At 72.0% G+C, this 24,164-nt stretch carries 18 protein-coding genes; 6 read left to right on the plus strand and 12 right to left on the minus strand.

The genetic code is table 11. The features are described from left to right. Window positions 1-43: 43 nt before the first annotated feature. Together WMF17_RS29595 and WMF17_RS29600 are read right to left on the minus strand one after the other, a co-directional pair. Window positions 44-1,048, minus strand: coding sequence for an ATP-binding cassette domain-containing protein (locus WMF17_RS29595; RefSeq protein ID WP_437644334.1), 1,005 nt, complete (start codon window positions 1,046-1,048; stop codon window positions 44-46). Further along, window positions 1,045-2,469, minus strand: coding sequence for a sigma-54-dependent transcriptional regulator (locus WMF17_RS29600; RefSeq protein WP_437644335.1), 1,425 nt, complete (start codon window positions 2,467-2,469; stop codon window positions 1,045-1,047). The genes WMF17_RS29595 and WMF17_RS29600 overlap by 4 nt, the downstream gene beginning before the upstream one ends. Window positions 2,470-2,860: 391 nt before the next feature. On the opposite strand from WMF17_RS29600, the gene WMF17_RS29605 reads away from it, so the two are divergent. The 5 genes from WMF17_RS29605 (at window position 2,861) to aat (ending at window position 9,977) form a co-directional block, all read left to right on the plus strand. Next, a complete protein-coding gene (locus WMF17_RS29605; protein ID WP_437596526.1) occupies window positions 2,861-5,830 on the plus strand; it encodes a carboxypeptidase regulatory-like domain-containing protein in 2,970 nt (989 codons plus the stop codon). Window positions 5,831-5,916: 86 nt separating this feature from the next. Next, on the plus strand, window positions 5,917-6,657 hold the full coding sequence (locus WMF17_RS29610; RefSeq protein WP_437596527.1) for a hypothetical protein: 741 nt from the start codon (window positions 5,917-5,919) through the stop codon (window positions 6,655-6,657). A gap of 63 nt (window positions 6,658-6,720) precedes the next feature. Then, the gene (gene egtB / locus WMF17_RS29615) at window positions 6,721-8,043 is read left to right on the plus strand and encodes an ergothioneine biosynthesis protein EgtB (protein WP_437596528.1); all 1,323 of its coding nucleotides are present in this window, start codon (window positions 6,721-6,723) and stop codon (window positions 8,041-8,043) included. 143 nt (window positions 8,044-8,186) lie between these two features. Beyond that, on the plus strand, window positions 8,187-9,188 hold the full coding sequence (locus tag WMF17_RS29620) for a glycosyltransferase (protein WP_437596529.1): 1,002 nt from the start codon (window positions 8,187-8,189) through the stop codon (window positions 9,186-9,188). Window positions 9,189-9,254: 66 nt separating this feature from the next. Further along, window positions 9,255-9,977 (plus strand): leucyl/phenylalanyl-tRNA--protein transferase, encoded by a 723-nt coding sequence (aat, locus tag WMF17_RS29625; RefSeq protein ID WP_437596530.1) that lies wholly within the window; start codon window positions 9,255-9,257, stop codon window positions 9,975-9,977. A gap of 39 nt (window positions 9,978-10,016) precedes the next feature. Here the strand turns inward: aat and rbfA are convergent, their stop codons facing one another. From rbfA to WMF17_RS29660, 7 genes are all read right to left on the minus strand, one after another. After that, entirely contained in the window at window positions 10,017-10,391 is a 375-nt protein-coding gene (rbfA, locus tag WMF17_RS29630; RefSeq protein WP_437596531.1) for a 30S ribosome-binding factor RbfA, read from the minus strand. Beyond that, on the minus strand, window positions 10,388-10,783 hold the full coding sequence (locus WMF17_RS29635; RefSeq protein ID WP_437596532.1) for a DUF503 domain-containing protein: 396 nt from the start codon (window positions 10,781-10,783) through the stop codon (window positions 10,388-10,390). The genes rbfA and WMF17_RS29635 overlap by 4 nt, the downstream gene beginning before the upstream one ends. A gap of 8 nt (window positions 10,784-10,791) precedes the next feature. After that, on the minus strand, window positions 10,792-13,911 hold the full coding sequence (infB, locus tag WMF17_RS29640) for a translation initiation factor IF-2 (protein WP_437596533.1): 3,120 nt from the start codon (window positions 13,909-13,911) through the stop codon (window positions 10,792-10,794). Between the two features lie 15 nt (window positions 13,912-13,926). Next, window positions 13,927-15,063 (minus strand): DUF448 domain-containing protein, encoded by a 1,137-nt coding sequence (locus tag WMF17_RS29645; protein ID WP_437596534.1) that lies wholly within the window; start codon window positions 15,061-15,063, stop codon window positions 13,927-13,929. A gap of 46 nt (window positions 15,064-15,109) precedes the next feature. After that, the gene (gene nusA / locus WMF17_RS29650; protein ID WP_437574324.1) at window positions 15,110-16,753 is read right to left on the minus strand and encodes a transcription termination factor NusA; all 1,644 of its coding nucleotides are present in this window, start codon (window positions 16,751-16,753) and stop codon (window positions 15,110-15,112) included. A 30-nt stretch (window positions 16,754-16,783) separates the two neighbouring features. Then, the gene (rimP, locus tag WMF17_RS29655) at window positions 16,784-17,428 is read right to left on the minus strand and encodes a ribosome maturation factor RimP (protein ID WP_437596535.1); all 645 of its coding nucleotides are present in this window, start codon (window positions 17,426-17,428) and stop codon (window positions 16,784-16,786) included. A 274-nt stretch (window positions 17,429-17,702) separates the two neighbouring features. Next, entirely contained in the window at window positions 17,703-18,887 is a 1,185-nt protein-coding gene (locus WMF17_RS29660; protein WP_437596536.1) for a phosphoglycerate dehydrogenase, read from the minus strand. 61 nt (window positions 18,888-18,948) lie between these two features. Between WMF17_RS29660 and WMF17_RS29665 the strand changes: the two genes are divergently transcribed. Further along, the gene (locus tag WMF17_RS29665) at window positions 18,949-19,962 is read left to right on the plus strand and encodes an FG-GAP repeat domain-containing protein (protein WP_437644336.1); all 1,014 of its coding nucleotides are present in this window, start codon (window positions 18,949-18,951) and stop codon (window positions 19,960-19,962) included. On the opposite strand, the gene WMF17_RS29670 is transcribed toward WMF17_RS29665, so the two are convergent. From WMF17_RS29670 to WMF17_RS29680, 3 genes are read right to left on the minus strand one after another with little or no spacing between them, the layout of a single operon-like run. Further along, a complete protein-coding gene (locus WMF17_RS29670; RefSeq protein ID WP_437644337.1) occupies window positions 19,919-21,733 on the minus strand; it encodes a hypothetical protein in 1,815 nt (604 codons plus the stop codon). The two genes, WMF17_RS29665 and WMF17_RS29670, sit on opposite strands and share 44 nt — an antisense overlap. A 12-nt stretch (window positions 21,734-21,745) precedes the next feature. Further along, window positions 21,746-22,384, minus strand: a complete 639-nt coding sequence (locus tag WMF17_RS29675) for a hypothetical protein (RefSeq protein WP_437644338.1) — start codon at window positions 22,382-22,384, stop codon at window positions 21,746-21,748. 15 nt (window positions 22,385-22,399) lie between these two features. Further along, window positions 22,400-24,145 (minus strand): protein kinase domain-containing protein, encoded by a 1,746-nt coding sequence (locus WMF17_RS29680; protein ID WP_437581981.1) that lies wholly within the window; start codon window positions 24,143-24,145, stop codon window positions 22,400-22,402. Between the last annotated feature and the right edge of the window lie 19 nt (window positions 24,146-24,164).

Consider the following 24,164-nt stretch of genomic DNA (forward strand, 5'->3'; position numbering starts at 1 on the left):
CGCCCCCCTCTCCTCCCCATCCACGGCGCAGCGCGAGGCTCGCTCAGAGGGCGCGGCGCATGAAGAGGTCCTCGAGCGTCTCGCGGCGCGGCGTCACCTCGACCACCTGGGCGCCCGCGGCGAGCGAGCGCTGAAGCACCTCGCGCACGCCCGCCTCGCCCTCCACGTCGACCATCACGACGTCGCCGCGGCGCGTGGTCGCGAAGCCCAGCGCGCCGAGCTCCTCGAGGAGGGCCGGGCTCGCGCCCGCCAGCGTGACGTCGGTGCGCAGCACGTCGCCCCGCAGGAGCTGCCGGATCGCGCCGCTCACCACCACGTGGCCCTCGCGCAGGATCGCCACGCGATCGCACATCGCCTCGACGTCGCTCAGGATGTGCGTCGAGAAGAAGATCGTCCGGCCCTGATCGCGCTCCGCAAAGATGAGATCGCGCACCTCCTTGCGGCCCACCGGATCGAGGCCGCTCATGGGCTCGTCCAGGATCAGCATCTCGGGATCGGCGACAAGCGCGGCGGCCAGCCCCGTGCGCTGCAGCATCCCCTTCGACAGCCGGCGCACCTGCCGATCCGCGGCGTACGCGATCTTCACCTGATCGAGCACCTCCATCGTCCGCCTGCGCAGCGCCGCGCCGCGCATCCCGGACAGGCGGCCGCAGAGCTCAACGAACTCGCGCGGGGTGAGGTAGGGATACACGTACGGGTTCTCCGGCAGAAAGCCGATCTTCCGGCGCGCCTCGGGCGACGGCACGCGCGCGCCGAACAGGTACGCCTCACCGCCGGTCGGGGCGATGAGGCCCGTCAGCATCTTGATCGTCGTCGTCTTGCCGGCGCCGTTCGGCCCGAGAAAGCCGAAGATCTCGCCGCGGCGCACGCCGAAGCTCACTCCCTTGACCGCCTCGACCGCCTTCCGGCGCAAGAAGCCCACCTGGAACGTCTTGAGGAGGCCGCGGACGTCGATCAGCAGCTCGCCGTCCAGCGCCTCCCCGCCGGCACCGGCCGGCACGGCGCGCCCGCCGCGCTCCTCGACGATCGATCCGGCACCGCTGCTCATGCGCCCTCCTCACCCTCGGGGCTCTCGCCGGACGCGCCGTCTCCCGGCCGCGCCCGGCCACGCCCGGCCGCGCTGTACTCGTGCAGCTTGTACTGGATCTTGCGCGGGCTGATCCCGAGGATCGTCGCTGCCTTCGAGGTCGAGCCCTTGCACGCCTCGAGCGTGCGCAGGATCGCGTAACGCTCCAGGTCGTAGATGGTGCTCCCGGGGACGCGCGGCATCGCGTCGGACGCCTCGGCCGGCTCGGACCCCATCTGCGCCGGCAGGTGCCGGAGCTCGATGCGCGCGCCGTCGCAGAGCACCGCCGCCCGCTCGATCGCGTTCTCCAGCTCGCGCACGTTGCCGGGGAACGAGTAGCTCGTCAGCGCCGACAGCGCCTCGTCCGTGAAGCCATCGATCCGCTTGCCGTTCTCCTGCGCATAGCGGCCCAGGAAGAACGTCGCGAGCTCGGGGATGTCGCTCCGGCGCTCGCGGAGCGGCGGGATCTCCAGGGTGACGACGTTGAGCCGGTAGTAGAGATCCTCCCGGAACAGGCCCTCGGCGATGCGCTGGCGCAGGTCGCGGTTCGACGCGGCGAGGATCCGCACGTCGACCTTGAGGGTCTCGTTGCCGCCGACCCGCTCGAACGTGCGCTCCTGCAGGAAGCGCAGCAGCTTCACCTGCGTGGCGAGCGGGATCTCGCTCACCTCGTCCAGGAACAGGGTGCCGCCGTTCGCCTGCTCGAAGCGGCCCTCGCGGCGGCCGACGGCGCCCGTGAAGGCGCCGCGCTCGTGGCCGAACAGCTCGCTCTCCAGGAGCGACTCGCTCAGGGCAGCGCAGTTCAGCCGGACGAGCGGCGCCTTCGACCGCGGGCTCGCGCGGTGGATCATCTCGGCGATGAGCTCCTTGCCCGTGCCCGTCTCGCCCACGATCAGCACGCTCGCGCGGCTCGGCGCCACCTGCTCGACCAGCCGGAGGAGCTTCGCCATGCTCGGATGGCTCGCGATCACGTGGCCGAACGCGTTGCGCTCGCGCAGCCGCTCGCGCAGGCGCGAGTTCTCCTGGAGCAGCCGCGCCCGCTCCACCGCGCGCTCGACCACGACAGCGAGCACCGAGAAATCGAGCGGCTTCGTCAGATAGTTGTACGCGCCCTTCTTCACCGCCTCGACGGCGCTCGAGATGGTGCCGAACGCCGTCATGACGACGAACGTCGCGTCCGGCAGCGCGAGCTGAGCCTTTTCCATCATCCGGATGCCGTCGAGCCCCGGCATCTTCAGGTCGGTCAGGACCACATCGGGCGCGAACTCCTCGAGCTTGCCGAGCGCCTTGAAGCCATCGGCCGCGGTCTCGGTCGTGTATCCCTCCTCGCGGAGGATCTCGGAGAGCGCCGCGCGCGCGTTGGCCTCGTCATCGACGATCAGGATGCGCCCGCGGGATGCCATGGTGATGGCTTTCCTAGCATGCGTGCCCGCAGAATTGGGCGACTGCTCGGCCTCGGCCGAGGAGCGCCGTCGCCCCGGGGAGGGGCGCCGTCGCTCGGGGCGCCGCGGTCGAGCACGTTTGCGACCGGGTCGCCGGCGCCGCGTGCGCGCAGAACGCGCAGAACGCCGAGCCCGCCGCAGAAACGAGGCGCGAAGCAGGCCGAACGACCGGACCTCACCGGCGCGGCGAGGCCGCACTTATCGAGGCGTGCGGCGCGGCCTGTCGAGGAGCTGCCGCCGAAGAAAACCGCTGTTTCGTGTGCGGCCCGGAGTGGTACAACGGGCCGCGCGCGAGGTCTCCACCGTCCCGATTGGCGGGCGTTTCCTTGTTCGATCTCGCGGATGAGGCTCGATGCATACGCTTCGGAAGGTGTTCGCCGACAGGCTCCGGCGCGCTGCGCTCACGGCGCTGCCGCTCGCCGGCTCGCTCACGCTCGCGGGCGCTGCCGAGGCGCAGCAGCCGCAGCCGCCCTTCGGACCGCAGCCACCTCCGGGCCAGCCGGCGCAGCCGCCTGGCTCGTTCGGGCCCCAGCCTCCTCCCGCCCAGCCCGGTCCTTTCGGGCCGCAGCCGGGCTTTCCGGGCGACGCGTCACCGCCGCAGTTCGGCCCGCAGCCGGGCTTTCAGCCGGGCTTTCCGGGCGACGCCCCGCCGCAGTTCGGCCCGCAGCCGGGCTTTCAGCCGGGTTTTCCGGGCGACACGCCGCCGCAGTTCGGGCAGCAGCCGGGGCAGCCGCCGCCGGACGCGAGCTTCTCCTTCGGTGCGCAGGCGTCCGCCGGCGATCAGGGCCTCCAGGCTGGCGCGACGGCGCCGCGCTCCACCGCGTGGGACGAGGAGGAGCGCGCGCTCTCGCTCGCCGCGCAGCCGAACCTGTGGGGGTCGACCGGCCTGCTCAGGACGTCGTACGCGGGCTCGGGCGCGCCGGGCACCTTCCGGGTGTCGTTCCTGCTCGACTGGTTCTCGACGAGCGGCTTCCTCTGCGATCCGGCCGAGTCGACGCTCGCCGGCCACCCGATCACCTGCGGCCCCGACGCGCAGGAGGACTCGGCGAGCCACGTGGGGGCGTTCTTCACGCTGAACGCGACCCCCCTGCCCTTCCTCGAAGGTTACGCCTCAATCCGCACGTTCGCGAACGCGAACGACCAGGGCCGCCCGCGGCTGCTGCAGGTGCTCGGCGACACGACGCTCGGCGTGAAGGCGTTCACGCCCCCGAAGATCGGCAAGCCGTTCACCTTCGGCGGCGAGGCGCAGCTGCTGCTGCTCAACGGCACGGGCGACGTGGGCCTCGCCGGCGGCGGCACGAGCGCGGTCTTCCGCGGGCTCGCGACGCTCGATCTGCGCAAGCCGCAGGGCAAGGGGTTCCCGCTGCGGGTGAACGTGAACCTCGGCTACAAGGTCGACAACTCCGGCAAGCTCGTGGAGGAGGTCGAGAAGGAGCGGGCCAAGGCGTTCACTGACGAGCGTGATCGGCAGCCGATCTCGCGCATCGAGCGGTTCGGGCTCGGCATCAACCGGGTCGACTTCTTCCAGACCCACCTCGGCGTCGAGGTGCCGCTGCCGAAGGTGCAGCCGTACCTCGAGTACACGCTCGACATCCCGGTGAACCGGCAGGGTTACGAGTGCCACACGAGCCGCGTGTCGCGCGGCGACGTCTGTCTCGGGCTCGACGACTTCGCGTCGCCCGACCCCCAGAGCCAGGGCGGGCCGGGCTACGCCGCGGCGCCGTCGCGGCTGTCGCTCGGCGTGCGGGTGACACCGTTCGAGAAGGCGTTCCGCGGGCTCTCCGGGCATGCGGCGTTCGACCTCGGCCTGTCGGCGACCTCCGTGTTCATCGAGGAGGTCGCGCCGCAGGCGCCGTGGACGCTGTATCTCGGGATCGGCTACGCCTACGACACGAAGCAGAAGGCGCCGCCGCCGGCCCCTGCGCCGCAGATCATCAAGGAGCCGCCGCAGCTCGTGCCGGCGCCGCAGAGCTTCGTGCGCGGCTTCGTGCACGAGCAGAACCGGCCCGACGCGGCGGTGGCCGACGCCATCGTGACGGTCGATGGCGCGCCCCAGCCGCCGTACGCGACCGGTCCGGATGGCCGCTTCCTCACGCGGCACCTCGAGCCGGGGACATACACATTCAACATCCGGGCGAACGGCTACAAGCCGGGCACCTGCCAGGCGACCCTCCCCGCCGGCGGGGCGGCGCCGGGGCAGCCCGGCATGTTCGGCCCGCAACCGGGGCAGCCCGGCGCCTTCGGCCCGCAGCCCGGCGCCTTCGGCCCGCAGCCCGGACAGCCCGGCGCCTTCGGCCCGCAACCGGGGCAGCCGGGCGCCTTCGGCCCGCAACCCGGCGCCTTCGGCCCGCAACCCGGACAGCCGGGCGCCTTCGGCCCGCAGCCGGGCGCCTTCGGCCCGCAGCCCGGCGCCTTCGGCCCGCAACCCGGCGCCTTCGGCCCGCAGCCCGGCGCCTTCGGTCCGCAGCCCGGCGCCTTCGGCCCGCAGGCCGGACAGCCCGGCGCCTTCGGCCCGCAACCCGGACAGCCCGGCGCCTTCGGCCCGCAGCCGGGGCCCTTCGGCCCGCAGCCCGGGCAGCCGGGGCCCTTCGGCCCGCAGCCGGGGTTGCCCGGCGCTGCACCGAGCGCGGCGCAGCCGCAGGGGCCGACCTTCGTGGACGTCGACTGCTCGCTCGAAGCGCTGCCCAAGACGGGCAACATCGTCGGGACGGTGAAGGACGCGGAGAGCGGGGACGCGGTCGCCGGCGCGACGATCCGGCTTGTCGACGCGGCGGGCCGCGAGCAGACGGCGACGGCCGACGCGAGCGGCGCCTTCCGCTTCCCGGATCTGCCGGCCGGCGCGGTGACGCTCAAGGTCGAGGCGCAGGGATACATGAACCACGTCAACCAGGCCGACGTCCGGACGAGCGAGGACACGCGCGCCGCGCTCACGGTGAACAAGCGGCCGAAGGTCTCGCTCGTGAAGGTGCAGGGCAACGAGATCAAGATCTCGCGGCAGATCCACTTCGAGACCGACTCGGCGAAGATCCTGGGCGACTCGAACGCGCTGATGGAGGAGATCGCGGACGTGCTCCAGCGGAACCCGAACATCCGCAAGGTCGAGATCCAGGGGCACACCGACAACACGGGCGGACGTGAGCACAACCAGACCCTCAGCGAGGCCCGGGCGAACTCGGTGCGCGCCTGGCTGGCCAGGGCCGGCGTGGACGCCTCGCGGCTGCTCGCGAAGGGCTACGGACAGGACCGCCCGGTCGCGCCGAACGTCACGCCCGCGAACAAGGCCAAGAACAGGCGCGTGCAGTTCATCATCGTGGAGAAGTGAGCCTGGCCCGCCGTCGGGCGGGTCCGGCGCACGGCCGCGCCCCGGGGTCGCTTGTCGGCGCCGGGGCGGTGCGATAGGGCACGCGCATGATGAAGCACGTCGTCGTGGGCGCGCTCGCGGTGATGACGGGTTGCGCGGCGCCCACCCCGGTGCCGGACGCCCAGCCCGTCGAGAGCGCCCGGCCCCCCTCGGCCGCCGCCGCGCCCACGGCGGCGGCGGGCGCGGCCGAGGCGGCGCCGCCGCCGGAAGACGCAGGTGCGCCAGGCCCGCCGCAGGATGGGGGTGCTCGCACGGCGGCCGAGGCGGCAGCGACGGACGGGTCATCCCCGCCGGGATCGCCGCCTGTCCCTGGCGCGGATGCCGGCGCCACGGCGACCGCCCTCGCGACGAACAAGATCCTGCCGCCGCTCGAGAGCGAGGAGCTCACGGCGCGGGCCAGGGCGCTGTTCGACGCCATCGTGAAGAACGAGCCGGCGCTGGCCGATCCCTTCTGGTTCCCCAAAGAGCCGTTCATCCCGCTCAAGGACGTGAAGGATCCCGGCAAGTACTGGGACAACCTCCACGCCGCCTACGCGAACGACGTGAAGGCGATGCACCGGAAGCGCAAGAGCTGGGAAGGCGCGCAGCTCGTCGGCTTCGAGGTCGGCTCCAGGCCGAAGTGGGTGCCTCCGGGCGACGAGGTCAACAAGATCGGCTATTACCGCTCCTTCCACGGCAAGCTGAAGTACGAGATCGACGGCAAGCCGGCGAGCCTCGATGTCCACACGATCATCTCCTGGCAGGGTCGCTGGTACATCACGCACCTCGGCGACTTCAAGAAGCGCTAGGTGCCCGCTCCCGGTCGCCGCGGCGACACCTCTCGTGGAGACGAAGGACCCCAGAGGAACGCGATGGAACAGCCAGAGCGCGTCGCGGGCAGGCTGAGGGCGCGGTACGACGCCGTCCGGGCGTTCACGGAGTCGCTCTGCGCGCCGCTCTGCGCCGAGGATTACGTCATCCAGTCGATGCCGGACGCGAGCCCGGTGAAGTGGCACGTCGCGCACACGACGTGGTTCTTCGAGACGTTCGTGCTCGGCGAGCGCGCCGGATACGCGCCCTTTCACCCGCGGTTCGGGTACCTCTTCAACTCGTATTACGTGACCGTGGGCGAGCGGCACTGCCGCCCGCGGCGCGGGATCCTGTCGCGCCCGACGGTGGAGGAGATCTACCGCTACCGGCGCCACGTGGACGAGAGGATGCGCGAGCTCCTCGACGAGATCGGCGCGGGCCAGCACCTCGATCTCGCCTTCACGATCGAGGTGGGGCTGCACCACGAGCAGCAGCACCAGGAGCTGATCCTGACCGATCTGAAGCACGCGATGGCGCAGAACCCGCTGCGCCCCGCGATCTTCGGCGGCGCGCCGCCGGGCCGGAGCAGCGGCGGAGCTGCCGGGGAGCTCCGCTTCGTGGAGCACGCCGAGGGCGTCCGCTGGATCGGCGACGGCGGGGGCGCGTTCGCGTTCGACAACGAGACGCCGCGGCACCGCGTGTTCGTGGGCGCGTTCGCGCTCGCGGAGCGGCCGGTGACGTGCGGCGAGTATCTCAGGTTCATGCAGGACGGCGGGTACGCACGGCCGGAGCTCTGGCTATCGAGCGGCTGGGATGCGGTCGCCGCGAACCGGTGGGAGGCGCCGCTCTACTGGGAGCATCGGGACGGAGGGGCTCAGCTGTTCACGCTCCACGGGCTCCGCGAGGTGGACCTCGATGAGCCCGTCTGCCACGTGAGCCACTACGAGGCCGACGCCTACGCCCGCTGGGCAGGCGCGCGGCTCCCGACAGAGGCCGAGTGGGAGACGGCCGCGCAGGGCGCGCTCTCCGGCGCCGAGGAGGTCCCTGGCAGCACCTCGCCCGGCGTGGCGCCACCGGGGAATTTCGCCGAGCGCGGGCGCTTTCACCCGGAGCCCGCGAGCGCGCCGTCGCGACCGGGAGCCCCGCGACAGCTGCTCGGCGACGTGTGGGAATGGACGTCGAGCGCGTATGCGCCCTATCCCGGCTTTCGCCCGTGGCCCGGAGCGCTCGGCGAGTACAACGGCAAGTTCATGAGCGGCCAGCTCGTGCTGCGCGGCGGCTCCTGCGCGACCCCGGCGACGCACGTCCGCGCGACGTACCGGAATTTCTTCCCGCCGGACGCTCGGTGGCAGATGAGCGGCATCCGGCTGGCCCGCGATCTCTGACGCGGGCCGCCTGACGCGGGCCGTATCGGCGCCCGCCCGGTACCGCGCATCGCGGCTCGCCGCGCCGACGCGCCCCGCCGGCGAGCCGCGGGCGGCGCTCCCTTCCTGTGGACGCTGCGCCGGCGCGCCGCCATGGTCTCGGCATGGCGCCGCTCGTCTCCGTCTTGCTCCCGTACCGGCAGGCGGAGGCGACGATCGAGGAGGCGCTGGAGAGCGTGCTCGCCGAGCGCGAGGTCGATCTCGAGGTGATCGCCGTGGACGACGGCTCCACCGACGCCGGCCCGGCCAGCGTCGCGCGCATCGCGCAGCGCGACCCCCGTGTCGTTCCGATCGCGACGGGCGGCGTGGGGATCGCGCGGGCGCTCTCGCGCGCGACGGAGGCCGCGCGCGGCGAGCTCATCGCGCGCATGGATGGCGACGACATCTCGGTCGGCGGGCGCCTCGCGCGGCAGGTCGAGGCGCTCCGGCGGGATCCAGGGCTCGGCGTCGTCGGGGCCCGCGTCGAGGCGTTCGCGGCGGGGCCGATCGGCGAGGGCATGCTCCGCTACGTGGACTGGCTGAACTCGATCCTCACGCCCGAGGACCACGCGCGGGAGATGTTCGTGGAATCCCCGCTGTGTCACCCGTCGGTGATGCTGCGGCGGAGCGCGCTGGAGCAGGTCGGCGGGTTCCGTGAGACCCCCTGGGCGGAGGACTACGACCTGTGGCTGCGCCTCGACGCCGCCGGCGCGCGGATGGCGAAGCTCCCGGAGCTCGGCCTGCGCTGGCGGCACCGCGAGGGCCGGGCGACGTTCGCGGATCCGCGGTACGCGATCGCGCGCTTCCTCGAGGCAAAGGCGCACTACCTCGCGAGAAAGCTCGGCTCGGCGCGCCCCGTGGCGGTGTGGGGCGCGGGCAAGACCGGCCGGCGGCTGGCGAGGGCGCTCGCCCGGAACGGCGTGACGCCCGAGCGGTTCGTGGACATCGATCCGCGCAAGATCGGCCGGATCGCGCAGGGGGCGCCGATCGTCGACCCGTCGCGGCTTTCGCGGGGCGCGCAGACCCTCGTCGTCGCCGTGGGGGCGCGGGGGGCGCGCGCGCTCATCCGCGCTCACCTCGCCGCGCGCGGCTTCGTCGAGGGCTCCGACTATGTGTGCGCGTCCTGAGCGCGCGGCGCGCAGAGCGCCTCTTTGCAACCGCAGGCTCTGGTGGGAGGATTCGAGGTCACAGCGATGCGCGTCCCGGTGCTCACGAGCAAGCTCGACTTTCCTCCGCCCGAGCGCGCGACCCCCGAGGGGATCGTGGCCGTGGGCGGCGAGGCCTCGCCGGAGCGGCTGCTGACCGGCTACCGCCGGGGCATCTTCCCGTGGCCCCACGAGGGGCTACCGCTGCTCTGGTTCTCCCCGGATCCGCGCTTCGTCCTGCCGCCGCGCGAGGCGCACATCCCGCACTCGCTGCGCAAGCGGGTGCGCCGGGGCGAGCTCGAGGTCCGGACCGACACGGCGTTCGCGGACGTCATGCGGGCCTGCAGCGCGTCGCCGCGGCCCGGGCAGAGCGGCACGTGGATCACCGAGGAGCTCGTCGACGGATACACGGCGCTGCACGCCGCCGGGGTCGCGCACAGCATCGAGGCCTGGTCGAACGGCGAGCTCGTCGGCGGCCTCTACGGCGTGTCGCTGGGGCGCATGTTCTTCGGCGAATCGATGTTCGCGCGCGCGCCCGACGCCTCGAAGGTCGCGTTCGCGACGCTGCTCGGGAACCTCGTCGCCTGGGACTTCACGCTGGTGGACTGCCAGGTGTACACGGAGCACCTGGAACGCTTCGGCGCCGTGGAGTGGTCGCGGCGCGAGTTCCTCCGCGCGCTGAAGACGGCGCTCGACGCCCCGACGAAGGTGGGGCCGTGGCGCTTCGACCTCGAGCCCGCGCAGGCGATCGAGCGGCTCATCCCGCGGTGATCGCGCCCGGAGAGCGCGCGGCGCTGCCCGGCCCCGGCGCTACGAGCGCGGGGTTCCTGGCTCCTCCTTGATCTCCCGGAGCAGCTCATCGATCCGCCGCTCGGCGTCGGGGCCCTCGTCGTAGAAGAAGCGCAGCGTCGGCACGACGCGCAGGCCCATCGTGCGGGCGACGTCCCTGCGCAGCCGGCCCGACGCCGCCTCGAGGCCCTTGAGCAGGGCGCGGCGCGACGCCGCGTCCTCCGCCCCGAACTCGTGGCGCACGTGGATCTTCGCGCTCTGCAGATCGTCGGTGATCTCCACGCGCGACACGAGCACGCCGGCGATGCGCGGATCGCGCATCTCCCGGAGCAGGTTGGACAGGTCCTCGCGGAGCCGTTCTGCGACCCGCGTCGCCCGCTTCACCGTGCCGCTCATTCGTCGTCCTCTGCGTCCTCGAACATGTCGGAGGCCGCTCCCAGATCCCTGTCCTCGCGATCGAGCGCCTGCTCGATGCCGCCCTGCACCCCCGCTCCTCCCTCACCGAACGGCACGATCTCGGTCGCCCGGTCGCTGAGGACGGCGTGGGGCAGCGATCCGGCCATCGCGGCCACGTCCGCGAGGACCTTGTCGCACATGGCCGCCGAGTTCGAGACGACCGCGACGCCGAGCGTCGCCCGCCTCGGATCGTCGAGCACGCCGACCTCCGCGATCGACACGCGCATCCGGCTCTGCGCCCGCTCCTTCAAGGATCGCACCACGCTGCGCTTGTCCTTGAGGGAGCGGGCCCCGACGATATCGAGGCGGAGACGGAGAACGCCGACGAACATCTAGCGGCTCAGAGCTTCGTCTTGATCTCTTCGATCTCGAAGCTCTCGATGAGGTCGCGCTCCTTGATGTCCGAGTAGCCGTCGAGCGAGATACCGCACTCGAACCCCTCGACCACCTCTTTCACGTCGTCCTTGAAGCGGCGCAGCCCCGAGAGGCGCCCCGTCCAGATGACGGCGTTGTCCCGGATCAGGCGCGCCTCGGCGGTGCGCTTGACCGAGCCGCTCACGGCCATGCAGCCGGCGACCGTGCCCGCCTTCGTGATCTTGAAGACCTGGCGAACCTCGGCGCGGCCGAGGACCTTCTCCACCTTTGTCGCGGGGAGGAGCCCCTCCATCGCGCTTCGGATGTCGTCGACGGCGTTGTAGATGATGTTGTAGAGCCGGATCTCGACGCCCTCGTTCTCGGCCAGAGCGCCCGCCTTGCCGGCCGATCGGACGTTGAAGCCGACGATGATCGCCTTCGACGCTACCGCCAGGTTGACGTCGCCCTCGGTGATGCCACCGACGGCGCCGTTCACGATCGTGACCTTCACCTTCTCGGTCGTGAGCTTCGCCAGCGCGTGGGTGATCGCCTCGACCGAGCCCTGCACGTCGCCCTTGATGATCAGCTTGAGCTCGAGCTGATCGGCCTCCTGCAGGTTCTTCGTGATCGACTCGAGCGAGACGCGCGAGTCCTGCGGGATCAGCGTCTTCGACGCCTTCTTGCGGCGGGTCTCGGCGATCTCCTCCGCGGTCTTCCCGTCCTTGACGGCGTGGACGGGATCGCCCGCGCTCGGCACCTCGGCCAGGCCGAGGACCTCGACGGGCGTCGCCGGGCCGGCCTCGGCGACGGAGCGCCCGAGCTCGTCGGTCATCGCCCGGACCTTGCCCCACGCGGCGCCGGCCAGGAGGATGTCGCCCGTGCGGAGCGTGCCGTCCTGGACCATGACGCGCGCGACCGGCCCGCGGCCACGATCGAGCAAGGCCTCGATGACGGTGCCGCTGGCGCGCTTCTTCGGGTTGGCGCGGAGGTCCTGGACCTCGGCGAGGAGCAGGACCGACTCGAGGAGCTGGTCGATGCCCTGCCCCAGCTTCGCCGACACGCTGCAGAACATCGTCTCGCCGCCCCATTCCTCGGGCTGCAGCCCGAGCGCGGCGAGGTCGCGCTTGATCTTGTCCTCGTCGGCGCCCGGCTTGTCGATCTTGTTCACCGCGACGATGATCGGCACCTTCGCGGCCTGCGCATGCGAGATCGCCTCCTTTGTCTGGGGCATCACGCCATCGTCGGCCGCGACCACCAGGATCACGATGTCGGTGAGCGAGGCGCCGCGGGCGCGCATCGCCGTGAACGCCTCGTGACCCGGCGTGTCGAGGAAGGCGATCGTCCCGCGCGGCGTGTCGACGCGGTAAGCGCCGATGTGTTGGGTGATCCCGCCCGCCTCGCCCTCGGCGACGGTGGCCTTCCGGATCCTGTCGAGCAGCGACGTCTTGCCATGGTCGACGTGACCCATGACGGTGACGATGGGCGGACGGTTCTCGAACTCCTCGTCGGCCTCGGTGCCGGCCTGCATGGCCGCGGTCAGCGTGTCCTGCTCGCTGACGGCCACGTCCTCGACGCTCCAGCCGAACTCGCTCGCGAGGATCTTGGCTGTTTCGGCGTCGAGCGTGCTGTTGATGTTCACGCCCGTCATGCCCATCGACAGGAGTCGCATGAGCACGTCCGTGGCCTTCAGGCTCATCTTCGCGGCGAGCTGCTGGAGGGTGACCTGCTCCTCGATCTTGATGACCTTCTTGTGCGAGGCCATCTCCTGCGTGGAGACCTGGACCGGCTTGCGCGGGAGAGAGCCCGGGCGCGGCCGCCCGAACATCCCCGGACGCGTGTTCCGGCCGCCCATGGGCCGGCCGCCTGGACCGAAGCTGGGACCGCCGGGGCGCGCTTGCTGGGCGTTCGCACGCGGATCGTAGGTCGTGCGCCGCGCCGGCGGCGTGCCGGTGCGGGCAGCAGGCATCGTGACGCCGGGGCGCCCCTGCCACACCTCGATGCCGGTCTTCGGCGGCGAGGACGGCCGGCGCGGCGCCTGGCTCGCGCCCGCCGCGTCCTCCGGCTTGGCCGCGGACGCCGATGCGGGCGGCGCTGTCGGCCGGGATCCCGGGCGGGCCGCGGACGACGCAGGGTGGTGCGCCGGACCGGAAGGCCGATGCGGCGTGGAGGGCGGCTGCGTCGACCGAGACGCCCCTTGCGCCGGGGCAGGCACCGAGGCGGCCTGTGTCCGGGCCGGCGCAGGCGCCGCGGTGGACGCGGTCGCTGCGGCAGGCGCGGGCGCTGCAGGCTTCGCCGGAGCCGGCGCAGTCGCCTGCGCCGCGGTGGGCGCGGGCGCTGCAGGCGCGGCGGGAGCAGGCGCTTGCGCCGGTGAGGGCGCAACCGCGGCGGGGGCCGGCGCGGCAGGCGCCGACTCGGCAGGGGCCGGCGCGACGGCGGCGGCAGATGGCGCCGCGGCGGCGGCGGACGGAGCAGGCTTCGGCTCGGGCGAGGTCACCTTCGTCTCCTCCGCGAGCGCGGGCGCGGACGCCGCGGCAGACGCGGGTGCTGCGGGAGCGGGAGCCGCCGGAGGCGGCGGCGCTGCCGGCGCTACCGCAACGGGCGGCGCTGCCGGGGCAGGTGCGCTGGGCGCGGGCGCTGGCTCGCGCGGGCTCGCGGCGACCACCGGCTCAGGAGCCGGCGGCGGGGGCGATGCGATGGAAGCGGCGGGCGGTGGAGCGGGGCGATGGACCAGCGCCTCTTCTTCCTGAGCAACGCGCTCGTGCGGCGGGGGAGCAGCAACGGACGCAGCCGCAGGCCGCGAAGGCGCCGGCTCCGGAGCGGCGCGCACCGGCGCCTCCGGATCCGGCCCGCGGCCCGGCGACGACGGCTCGGGATCGGCCCCAGGCCGAGCACGGCGCTTTACGACCGTGGGGCGGATCCGCTCCTCCACCACCTCAGGCGACTTCTGCCGCTCGAGGTGCCGCTTAACCCGCTCGACGACGTCGGATTCGACGGCGCTCATGTGATTGCGCACGTCGCCAATACCCATGGATTGGAAGAGCGCGACCAGCGTCTTCTGGTCCATGTTCAGCTGCTTGGCGACCTCGTAGACCCGGACTTTGCTCATGCACCTCGCTCCACGTTAACCAATCCGCTTCACCCATCCGCGCGGGCGACCCGTTGCGGCCACTCTGTCCACCGTCGTGGCGCGTCCGGTAGAACCGGACCTCGCCGCCGTGCCCCCGACCGGGCCGCCTTCCCCGGTGCCCCGCGCGATTGCAAGAAGCCGACCGGACCCACTCTTTGACGCCAGCCGCTCGTCGCGGCCAGCAAGCCCGCCCGCCGGGCTGTCAGGTTTTTCCCCGCCCCCCTCGGACGCCGGCCGAACGCCAGCGCTGAGGTGCTCGACGTCCACCCCCGCCCTCCCCGATCCACGGCGAGGGGCCGGGCCAGCATGGCCGGACGCAGCCTTCCGTCGTTCGGGGCCCCCACCTGCCTCCGACCGGACAGCCGCGTTGCGCGCCGACCGCCCCCTTCGACCGGAGCTGCCACGCCCGCCCTCCGCGGCGCCCTCGCCCCGCTCGATGCGGGCGCAGGTGTCCACGACGTGCGCTGCGTGCGCGACGGCGACCGCGAGCGGCGCCGAGGAGATGGCCATCACCGCCACGCCGCTCTCGCGGCCCGCCAGGGAGCCGAGCACCTGTTGGGTGCCCCATGCGACAGCGCGCCCCGCCGCGATCGCCCGCCGCACCTCGGGTAGATCCGCGCCTGCCGGCGCGTCGCACGCGACCAGCAGGAGCGCGGCCTCTCCCCGCTCGCACGACCCCACGACCGCATCGGCGCCGATCGCCACGCTCCGAGAGCGGACGGCCGCACGGATGAGCCCCTGGAGCCGGCGCTCCGTCGCCCCCCGGATCGCCCGCGCCAGCGAGACGGCCGTGAGCGGCTCCGCGCCCGGGGCGGCCTGATCGCCGTCGCCCTCCGCGCCCGGGCCTACATTTCCCCGGATCGCGTGGACCCGTCCCTTGGCGGCACGGGCGAGCCCCCGGGCGACCGCGGCCGCCACGCAGTCCCGCTGCGGATGGACATGCGCGCCCCGCCCGAACCCGCCGTCGCCCGGATCGACCGCGATCACGCCGCCGGGACCGAGGATGAGCCGGACGAGCGGACGAGCGCCGCGGACGTCATCGACGCCGACGCGCTCCCCGCAACCGACGCACGTGCGCACCCGCCCCCTCTCGAAGGGCTCGCGCTCACCCGCGTCGTTCTGTCTGCTCACCGCTGATTCCATCCTCGGTCCTCTGAACCCCGCTCCTTGAAACGCGTTACACGTGTCTCGCTTCGGCGGCTCGGCGAATGTCCGCCCGCGCTGCATCGAGCACCTTCTGCTCGCTCTCGACGAAGTCCCGCGCGCCCTGCTTGATGGCGCGCGCCTTCTTGATGCCAAGGCCCGTGCGGATCGCCAGCCGATCCTCGTCTTCTCGCAGCAGGTCCTCCACGCTGCGGTACCCGGCTTCCTCGAGCAGCACCACCGTCCGCTCGCCGACGCCGCGGATGAACATCAGCCGCTCGCGGTCGGTGAGGGGCTCGGTGCGCGAGCTCGCGGTACGGATGCGCTCCTGACGCAGCCGCTCCATCGTCGTGTCCGCCTGCGCCTTGATGCGCTCGGCGGCCTCGGCGCCGCCGAGGCCCGGGATGGCGGCGAGCTCCTCGACCGAGGCCTCGCTCACCTCTTCCAGAGCACGGAAGCCGAGCCGGTACATGGACTTGGCGATCTGCTCGGTCACCCAGTCAATCTGCTGCAGGGCGGAGATCGCCTCCTCCTCCATCTGCTTGAACTTTGTCTCGCTGATGATGTCGAGCTTCCAGTTCGTCAGCTGCGCGGCGAGCCGCACGTTCTGGCCCTTGCGCCCGATCGCCAGCGACAGCTTCTCGTCCGGGACCACGAGCTCCATGCGCCCGTCTGCCTCGTCGACGATCACCTTGTGCACCTCGGCCGGCTGGATCGCGGCGATGACGTAGCGCGCCGGATCCCTGTCGAAGGGCACGATGTCGATCTTCTCGCCGCGGAGCTCCTGGACCACGGCCTGCACGCGCGAGCCCTTCATGCCCACGCACGCGCCCACCGGGTCGACGTCCGCGTCGCGGCTGGTCACCGCGATCTTGGAGCGGGCGCCCGGCTCGCGGGCGACCGACACGATCCGCACGATGCCCTCGTAGATCTCGGGGACCTCGGCCTCGAAGAGCTTCTCGACGAGCCGGGGATCGGAGCGGGAGAGGATGACCTGCGGGCCGCGCGCCTCGCGATCGATGTCCTTCACGTACGCGACGATGCGGTCCCCCGGCCGGTACGTCTCGCGCGGCGTCTGCTCGCGGAACGTGAGCACACCCTCGGTGCGGCCGATGTCGACGATGATGTTGTTGCCCTTCTCGAACCGCCGCACGATACCGCGGATCAGCTCTCCCTTGCGATCCTTGTACTCATTGAAGATGAGATCGCGCTCGGCGTCGCGCACGCGCTGGAGCAGGACCTGCTTCGCCGTCTGCGCGGCGATGCGCCCGAAGGTCGTGCGGCCGTGCTTGAGCTTCAGGATGTCGCCGTACTCTTTGTCCTGATCGCGCGCCTTCTCCGCGTCCTCGGGGCGCCAGAAGACCTGGAAACCGAGCTCCTCGCCCAGGGTCGCGTCCAGCTTGAGCTTGTCCACGTCAGTGATGGAGATCTCGCGCTCCGGCTCCGCCACGGCCTCGACCACGGTCATGTACTGGAAGAGGTCGATCTGCCCGCTGTCCTCGTTGAAGCGCGCCTCGAGCTCGCGGGTCGGGCCGAAGACGCTCTGCGCGGCCTTCAAGATCGCGGCCTCGATCGTCTCGACAAGGATCTTCTTGTCGATCCCCTTCTCCTTCGCGACCTGATCGAGGATGCTGCCGAGGCTCGTCTCCGAGGTCGGCATCGCTGCCATCGTTGCCATGACGTCCCTGTCTCCTGATCTTTCTTCTCTCTACTTGCGCTTCTCGGAACCGCGCGCGCTCCGCATTGAGGCCGGTCGCGGAGCCGCCTCCGCGAGCCGCTTCGTCGGCCCCGACTCCTTAGCGGTCTCCTTGCCCTGCCGCTGCCCCTTCTTGGGCTTGGGCTGCGACGAGAGCTCGAAGACGAGGCGCGCCTCGATGACATCCGAAAACGGCGCCTCGATCCGCTTGCCGTCGACCAGGACCGCGACCTGCCCCTCCGGAGCCGTGAGGAGCTCGCCCCGGAGCAGCCGCTGGCCGTCCGGCGCCGGGCGCGACAGCTTCACCTTCGCCGTCTTGCCGAGGAAGCGGGCGAACTCGGCCGGTGTGCGCAGCCGCCGGTCGAGGCCCGGAGAGCTGACCTCGAGGTTGTAATGGTTGGGTATGAGATCCTCGACGTCGAGGACCGAGGAGACGTCGCGCGACACATCCACGCAGTCCTCCAGCGTGACGCCGCCGCCCACCTCGGCCGCCCCCTCGCGCTCGATCGTGAGCCGAAGCGTCCAGCCCGCGCGCTCGGTGGTCCACTCCAGGTCGACGAGCGTGACCCCGCGCGTGGCAAGCACCGGCGCGAGGGCGTCGCGAACGCGCCCGAGATCGAACACAGCTCCGGTCGAAGGCTCCATCAGTTGCGGCATGGGAGAGACGTCACCCTTGGCGGATCCGGGAACTTTCAGCGCCATGAACCCCGAGCGACGGTGCCCGGCGCCCCTGCGCCAAAAAAAAAGAGCCGATTCCCGAACTGGGAACCCGGCTCGCGGATCCGCCTAGTTGTCGGCGGACAACCTAGTCGAATGCTGGGCCTCATGCAAGGGGGGATACGGGCAAACCGCCCCCTCGTGGCCGGGGATCTCCCCGCCGGTTCGCCCCCGCCTTGGCCTGCGCCGCGTCACCGCCGGAGGGCGGGATGCCTTACGCCAGATTCGGCAGCGCGACGATATCCACGTGCAGGACCTCCTCAAACGCCGCGATTTCCTTCAGGCAGGCTTCGCTCGGCCGGCCGGAGACCCGCATCTTCGTGCACGTGGCAGTGGCCCCATCGAAGACGGTATTTGAAATCTCCTCGATGTTGATCCCGTGCCGCTTCATGACGCTGAGCGTGTTCGCGAGCACGCCGACCTTGTCCAGCATCCGGACGACGACCGCGTAGCGAGCGGGCGAGGTAGCGCAGATGTTGACCACGTTGGGCAGCTCCTCCTCCGTCATGAAGGAGCGGATGATCCGGGCCGTCTCGAGGGCGATGGCCCGCTGGGCCTGCTCCGTCTGCGCGGCGATGTGCGGGGTCCCATAGACGAGCCCCCGCGCGAGGAGGTGCGACTCGAACGGCGCCGAGCCCCTGTCGGGCTCGCCGGCGAAGACGTCGAGGCCGACCCGCAGCCCCTTGCGCGGGATGAGCTCCTCGAGCGCGGCGTAGTCCAGGACCTCCGGGCGCGCGGCGTTCACGACGATCGCGCCGTCGGGGAGCGCCTCGAGGACGCTCCGGCCGACGATGCCGCGCGTCTGCGGGGTGGCGGTCAGGTGGATGGTGAAGATGTCCGAGCGGGCAGCCAGGTCCTCCAGGGTCCGGGCGTAGCTGACGTCGAGCTTGGCGGCGCGGCCCGGCGTCAGCGAGCGCGACCAGGCGTGCGGCTCGAGCCCGAAGGCGCGGGCGCGCACCAGCACCTCGCGGCCGATCGCGCCGAGCCCCGCGATGCCGATCCGCCGGCCGAACAGCCCCCGGGCCGCCGAGTACTTCGTCTTCTCCCAGCGGCCGGCCCGGAGCTCGGACGTCGCGTCGACCAGCCGGCGGTCGAGCGCGAGGATGAACGCCATCGTCAGCTCTGCCACCGCGGTCGCGTTCTTGCCGGGGCAGTTCGCCACGTAGACGCCGCGCGCGCTCGCCGCCGCGACGTCGATCGTGCCCACGCCGACCCCGGCCCGCACGATCAGGTTGAGCTGACGGCCCGCCTCGATCGCCTTCGCGGTGACCTCCGTCGAGCGAACGACGAGAATGCCGATCCCGTCCAGGGCCGCCGGCAGCGTGTCCTTGGTGAGCTCCGGCCGGGACTCGATCTCGATCCCGAGTACCTTGAGCTCTTCCAGAGCCGAGAGATCCATCTTATCGGCGACTAGCAGGCGCATGCGGAAGGGAACGGTAACAGAAAAGCTCTCGCTGACGATGTGCGTTTTGCTCATCGCCTGCGCCAGCGATCATCAGGTCTCGCCCTGGGGCACCGCGCGCAGGCCGCGCCTCGGCGCGTACGTCGCGCCCCCGGACCTCGAGGCTCAGCTGCGCGCCATCGACGTGGAGACCGCCGAGCTCGGGCTGAAGCTCGAGGTCGAGCTCCGCGGCGCGCTCCCGCGCCGCGGGGGCGAGGTGGTGCTGCGCGGCTACCGCGGGACCGACGCGCTCGGGCGCCGCACCTCGGCGGTCCGCGTGGCGACCCCGCGCGGCGTGGTCATGGCCGCGGGGCCCCTCGACAGCGGGCGCGTGGACCGCAGCCAGGCGACCCAGCTGGTACCGTCGCTCCTCCCGGGATCGCAGCCGGACGCGACGGAGCAGCTCGGGGCGTTCCGCTCGGGGACCGATCTCAACCGCGACGGCGCGCCGGACGTCGTGCTCAGAAACGAGGCGGGAGAGCTGGAGATCTGGGGCGTACAGCCGCTCGGCGCGGCCCGGTACGCCGTCGAGCTCGCGACGCCGCCGCGGTTCGCGCTCGACGTCAACCACGACGGCACGCTGGAGCTCGCCGGTCGGATCCACGTGGCCGAGGAGGATCCCATCGCGCCGGATCTCCTCGACGTCGCGGGCTTCGAGGGCGATCGCTACACACACCGGGGCAGCACGGCGCAGGCGTTTCATGAGACGCGCGCGCGAGGCCCGGGCGCGGAGGCGGCCGGGCCGGGCACGCGGCAGGAGCCGCCGAAGGACGACGCTGCGCGGCTCAGGGGCGCGCTCGAGCAGGCCTGGCACGCGCTGCTCGCGGGCAGGCCGGCGGCGGAGACGCTCGCGGCGCTCGACCGGGAGCCGGTGCCGCCCGCGCTCCGGGGGGTGTTCGCGGCCCACCGCGCGCGGGTGGCGAGCGCCGCCCCGGCGGCGCCGAGGGGCGCCCCGGCCGGGGAGGAGCCACGCGGACGCGACGGCGCGCCTACTCGTCCGCAGGGAGCATCGGGAACGCCTGACCGGCGCTGAGGACAATGATGCCCGGGATCGCACCGGGCCCGCTGTAGCCGCGCGTGAGAGGGAAGCCCCAGTCGACGCGCGTGACGATGCGGTTGAACTGCGGGAAGAGGGCCCGGAGCCCGAAGCCCGCCGACTGCTTGAGGCGCAGCTCGTCGTAGTCGTCGAACGCGTCGCCGGCGTCGAAGAAGGCCGCGCCAGCGAGCTGACACGACCAGATCTCCACCGGGCGCGTGCGGAGCTCGAGGTTCGCGGAGAGCACGTCCTGGCCGATGAACGCCGCCGACTTGTACCCGCGGAGGCGCGTCTCGCCGCCGAGCGGCGACCGCCTGTTGAGGTAATTCCGGTAGCGGTCGAGCAGCCGCACGTCGAACACGAGCCGCCCGACGCCGAAGCTCGGCGTGTGCACGCGCGCGCGCGCCTCGATCGAGGCGTCGAAGATCTGGGAGCGATCGAGCTCCGTGACGCTCTTGACCACCGCGCGCGCGAGGCCGTCGCCGAGCGCGACGGTGTACGCCGCCGCGGCGGAGACCCCGAGGAAGCTACGGGTGGAGTTGAGCGCGGTCGTGACCGGGTAGAGCACGATCGAGAGCTCGTGTCCGAGCCGGTAGTCCTCCTGAAGCGCGAGCGTGTTGAAGTCGAGCACGCGCGAGAAGCGGGTCGAGTACGTGGAGTACTTGAACGTCGGCGCGACGCGGGTGTCGCTCACCGGCATCACGCGCGCCTCGAACTCGGCGATCGCGGCCGGGGCGAAGCCCGCGGGCGCGACCATGCGGTACACCTTGCGGCTCGCCTCGATGCCCACCGAGAAATCGTGCTTCACGGCCGAGGCGGCGGCGCCGAAGCTGCGCGTGACGGCGTAGCCGCCCACCAGGAGATCGCTCCGGTAGAGGTACGGGATGCGGTCGTCCTCCGTCGTGGCGCTCGCGTCGAAGGTGGCGAGCTTCGTGCCGATGAAGCGGCGGGTCACCTCGTCGCGCCAGGTGACCTCGGCGTCCCAGGCCCACTCCGCCTCCGTCGCGTAGAGCGGCTGCCCGTACACGAACTCGCCGCGCGTGCCCTCGAGCTCGCCGGTCTTCCGATCGATGATCGCGTTCAGCTCGGTCCGCATCCGCACGTGGCTGCCCCCGATGCCCGGCATCGCGTAGGCGACGCCGAGCGAGAGCGCGCCGGGATCGAGCGTGAGCTGCGCCGCGACGGCGTGGTGGATGCCGAGCAGGTTCTGCTCGGCGGCCTGCAGAAAGAGCTTCTCGAGCTCCCCCTCGGCGATGCGGTAGTCCGTGTTGAGGCGCAGGCTCCAGACGTCCTTGGTGGCGACCGCGACCCGCACCCGATCCGACGCGCTGCCCCGCACGGCGAAGACGAGGACGAGCGACACCTGGCTCAGGCCGCGCAGGTTGCGCGCCGACTCATCGGCGAGCGCCTGCGCGTAGGGACGCCCGACCGCGAGCAGCACCTCGCGCCGGATGACGTACGGCCGCGAGAGCGCGTGGAACCAGTTCAGGAAGGACGGCGCGGGATCGCGGTCCTCGATCACCTCGAACGGGACCACGTCGATCCCCTCGACGATCTTGCCCTCGGGGGCGGGATCGAGCGTCGCGCCGAGCCGCGCCAGGGCGCGCTCGATCGTGGCGCTCTCGTAGCTCGAGTAGCCCTCGTGCCGCCGAGGCTCGGCCGGCGCAGCCGGCGCGCCCTGCTGCGCCTGCGCCTGCGCCGCGATCGCGATGAGCCCCCCGAGGAGCGAAGGCGCGCAGCGCATCAGCACGATCGACGCGCGCCGCACGAGCCGCGCGCCTCAGAGGGAGTCGCTGGCAGGGTACGTCGCCATGACGTTGATCTTGTACTTCACGTACTGGTGCGGGATCGTCCCCCAGTCGGGCGTCGGCATCGCGCGCTTCACGCAGCGGAGCAGCTCCTTCGTCTTCGCGCGGTTCACCGTCGTCGACTTGCCGGCGTAGATGTTGGTGCGCTTGCGCCGGAAGTCCATCTCGAAGACGAAGCTCACCGTGATGCTCGCCTTGCCGGACGGGGCGCACTGGACGTTGTCGCGGATCGCGCGCGCGAGGGCGTCCTCGAAGAACGTGACGTGATCGCAGCGCTCGGGCGGCGTGGTGCCCGGGCCGGGGTTCTCGCACTTGATCGTGGTGAACGGCGAGAGCTTGACGCCCTCGGCCAGCGCGGCGCCCGCGTCGGCGAGCGCCCCCGCGTCCCAGGCGTAGGCGCCGGCGTCGGCCGTCGCGGCGTCGGCGGACGGGATCGACTCAGGCTTCGGGCGGCGCCAGAGGTAGAGCGGCACCGCCACGAGGATGAGCCCCGCGACGAGCGCGATGATGATCTGCAGCCGCACGGGGCGCTCGCCGCCGCCGCGACCGAGGTAACGGTACGGCGAGGGCTGAGACGGCGGGCTGGACGGGAACGGAGGCCGGCTGTTCATCGGACGCGCTCAGGTTCAATCGATGAGCGTCCGCGCAGGGCGCCCGGGCTCGCCCTTCACCAGCGTCGCGCCAAGCTCAAGCGTCTCGGGGAGCATCCCCTGAACCTGAGCGACCACCTGCTCGACCACGTGGCGAGCCTCGTCGATGCTCGGACCCACGATCGAGACCACGAACTTGAGCGGACCCGTCCGCCCCGCCACGGCGGGGGTGAGGCTGAGCAGGAGCATCTCGGTCAGATCGATCACCCGCTGCGCCGCCTTCCGCAGGGCGAGCATCTCCAGGATGGTCGGGCGCTCGCTGACCTGGCGGTTCGGCCCGCGCAGCTCGTAGCGCGCGACCTGCATCGGCACCTCGGCCCAGTCGGCGAACAGGCCGTCCTCGTCGATCGCCTTCATCAGGTGCTCGCGCACGAGCAGGCCGGTGAGGCCGTCGCGCTTCGCGAGGTACTGCTTCGCGCGCCGGTGCTGCGGCGAGTCCGGTCCGAAGGTCACGAGCTTCATCCGGCACTCGCCGACCTGCACCTCGCCGCCGTGCAGCAGCGAGACCTGCGACTTGCGCTCGTAGTTGAAGTCCGCGTAGGTGCCGTTCGTGCTGCCCTGATCCTCGATGAGCCACGAGCCCGTCTGCCACTTGAGGATCGCGTGCGCCCCCGAGACGGTCGCCTCGGGCACGCACAGGCTCTGATCGCTGCGCCGGCCGAGCGCGAGCTTCGTGTCGTGCAGCGGCAGCAGCGAGCCGACGATCTCGGGCGCGTTCGTCGCGTACGTCACGAGCAGCGACTGCGCCGCGGGGGTGAAGTTCAGCTTGAGCGCGCCGCCCGGCGGCGGCCCCGGATCGAGGCGCTCGCGCGGCAGCTGGATCGGGCTCGTCGTGAGCTGCGACGGGTTGAAGAAGCGCATGTGCCGCGCCTGCGGCCGCATCGACGGATCTTCGTTGAGGCCGCGGAAGATCTGCCGCACCTCGTCGATCGACAGGCCCGCCGGGACGTCGAACATGATCTGCTGCTTCATCGTCTTGAGCCGCGGCTTGTAGCCGGGCTCAGGGACGCGGCAGGTCCACATCTCCCAGAGCGTCAGGGCCATGGCGTACACGTCGTCCTCGGGGCTCGCGCCGCCGTTGCGCAGCCGCTCGGGAGACATGTAGTTCGGCGTGCCGCCGTCGGGCGGCGCGCCGGGGCGGCGCGCCGAGGCGCGCGCGCGCTCCTGCGCGAAGCCGAAGTCGAGGATCACCGCGCGGCCCTCGGAGACCATCACGTTGCCGGGCTTCAGGTCGCCGTGCACGAGGCCCTGCGCGTGGATGGCCGCGAGCCCGTTGCAGACCTCGCTCGCTATCTTGCGGAACTCGTCCGCCGTGTAGCCGCCCTGGGCCTTGCGCTTGCGGATGTGCGTGTGGAGCGTCTGCCCGGGGATCTGCTCCATCACGAGGATGGGGCCCCAGGGGCTCGGCGCCAGATCGTGCACGCGGCAGACGTTCGGGTGGCCGACCGAGCGCGCGAGGAGGAGCTCCTGGCGGAGCGCCTCGTCGTCGCCCGGCATGCGCGACTCTTCGCGGACCACCTTCAGCGCCACGGTCTGCTGGGTCGAGCGATCAAAGGCCAGGAAGACCTCGCCCATGCCGCCTTTACCGAGGCTCTGACGGATGTCGTAACGGTCGTTGATGACCGTTCCGGCAGTAATGGGAGGGGGGGGTGTCTTGGTCACGGCCCGCGGTGGATAAAAGGAGCGCGAACCGGAGCGTGCCCGACACCGGCTGCGGCGCACAGCGTCGTCCATCTGAACG

The organism is Sorangium sp. So ce362 (assembly GCF_051519845.1).
In the GTDB taxonomy this organism is placed as follows: Bacteria; Myxococcota_A; Polyangia; order Polyangiales; family Polyangiaceae; genus Sorangium.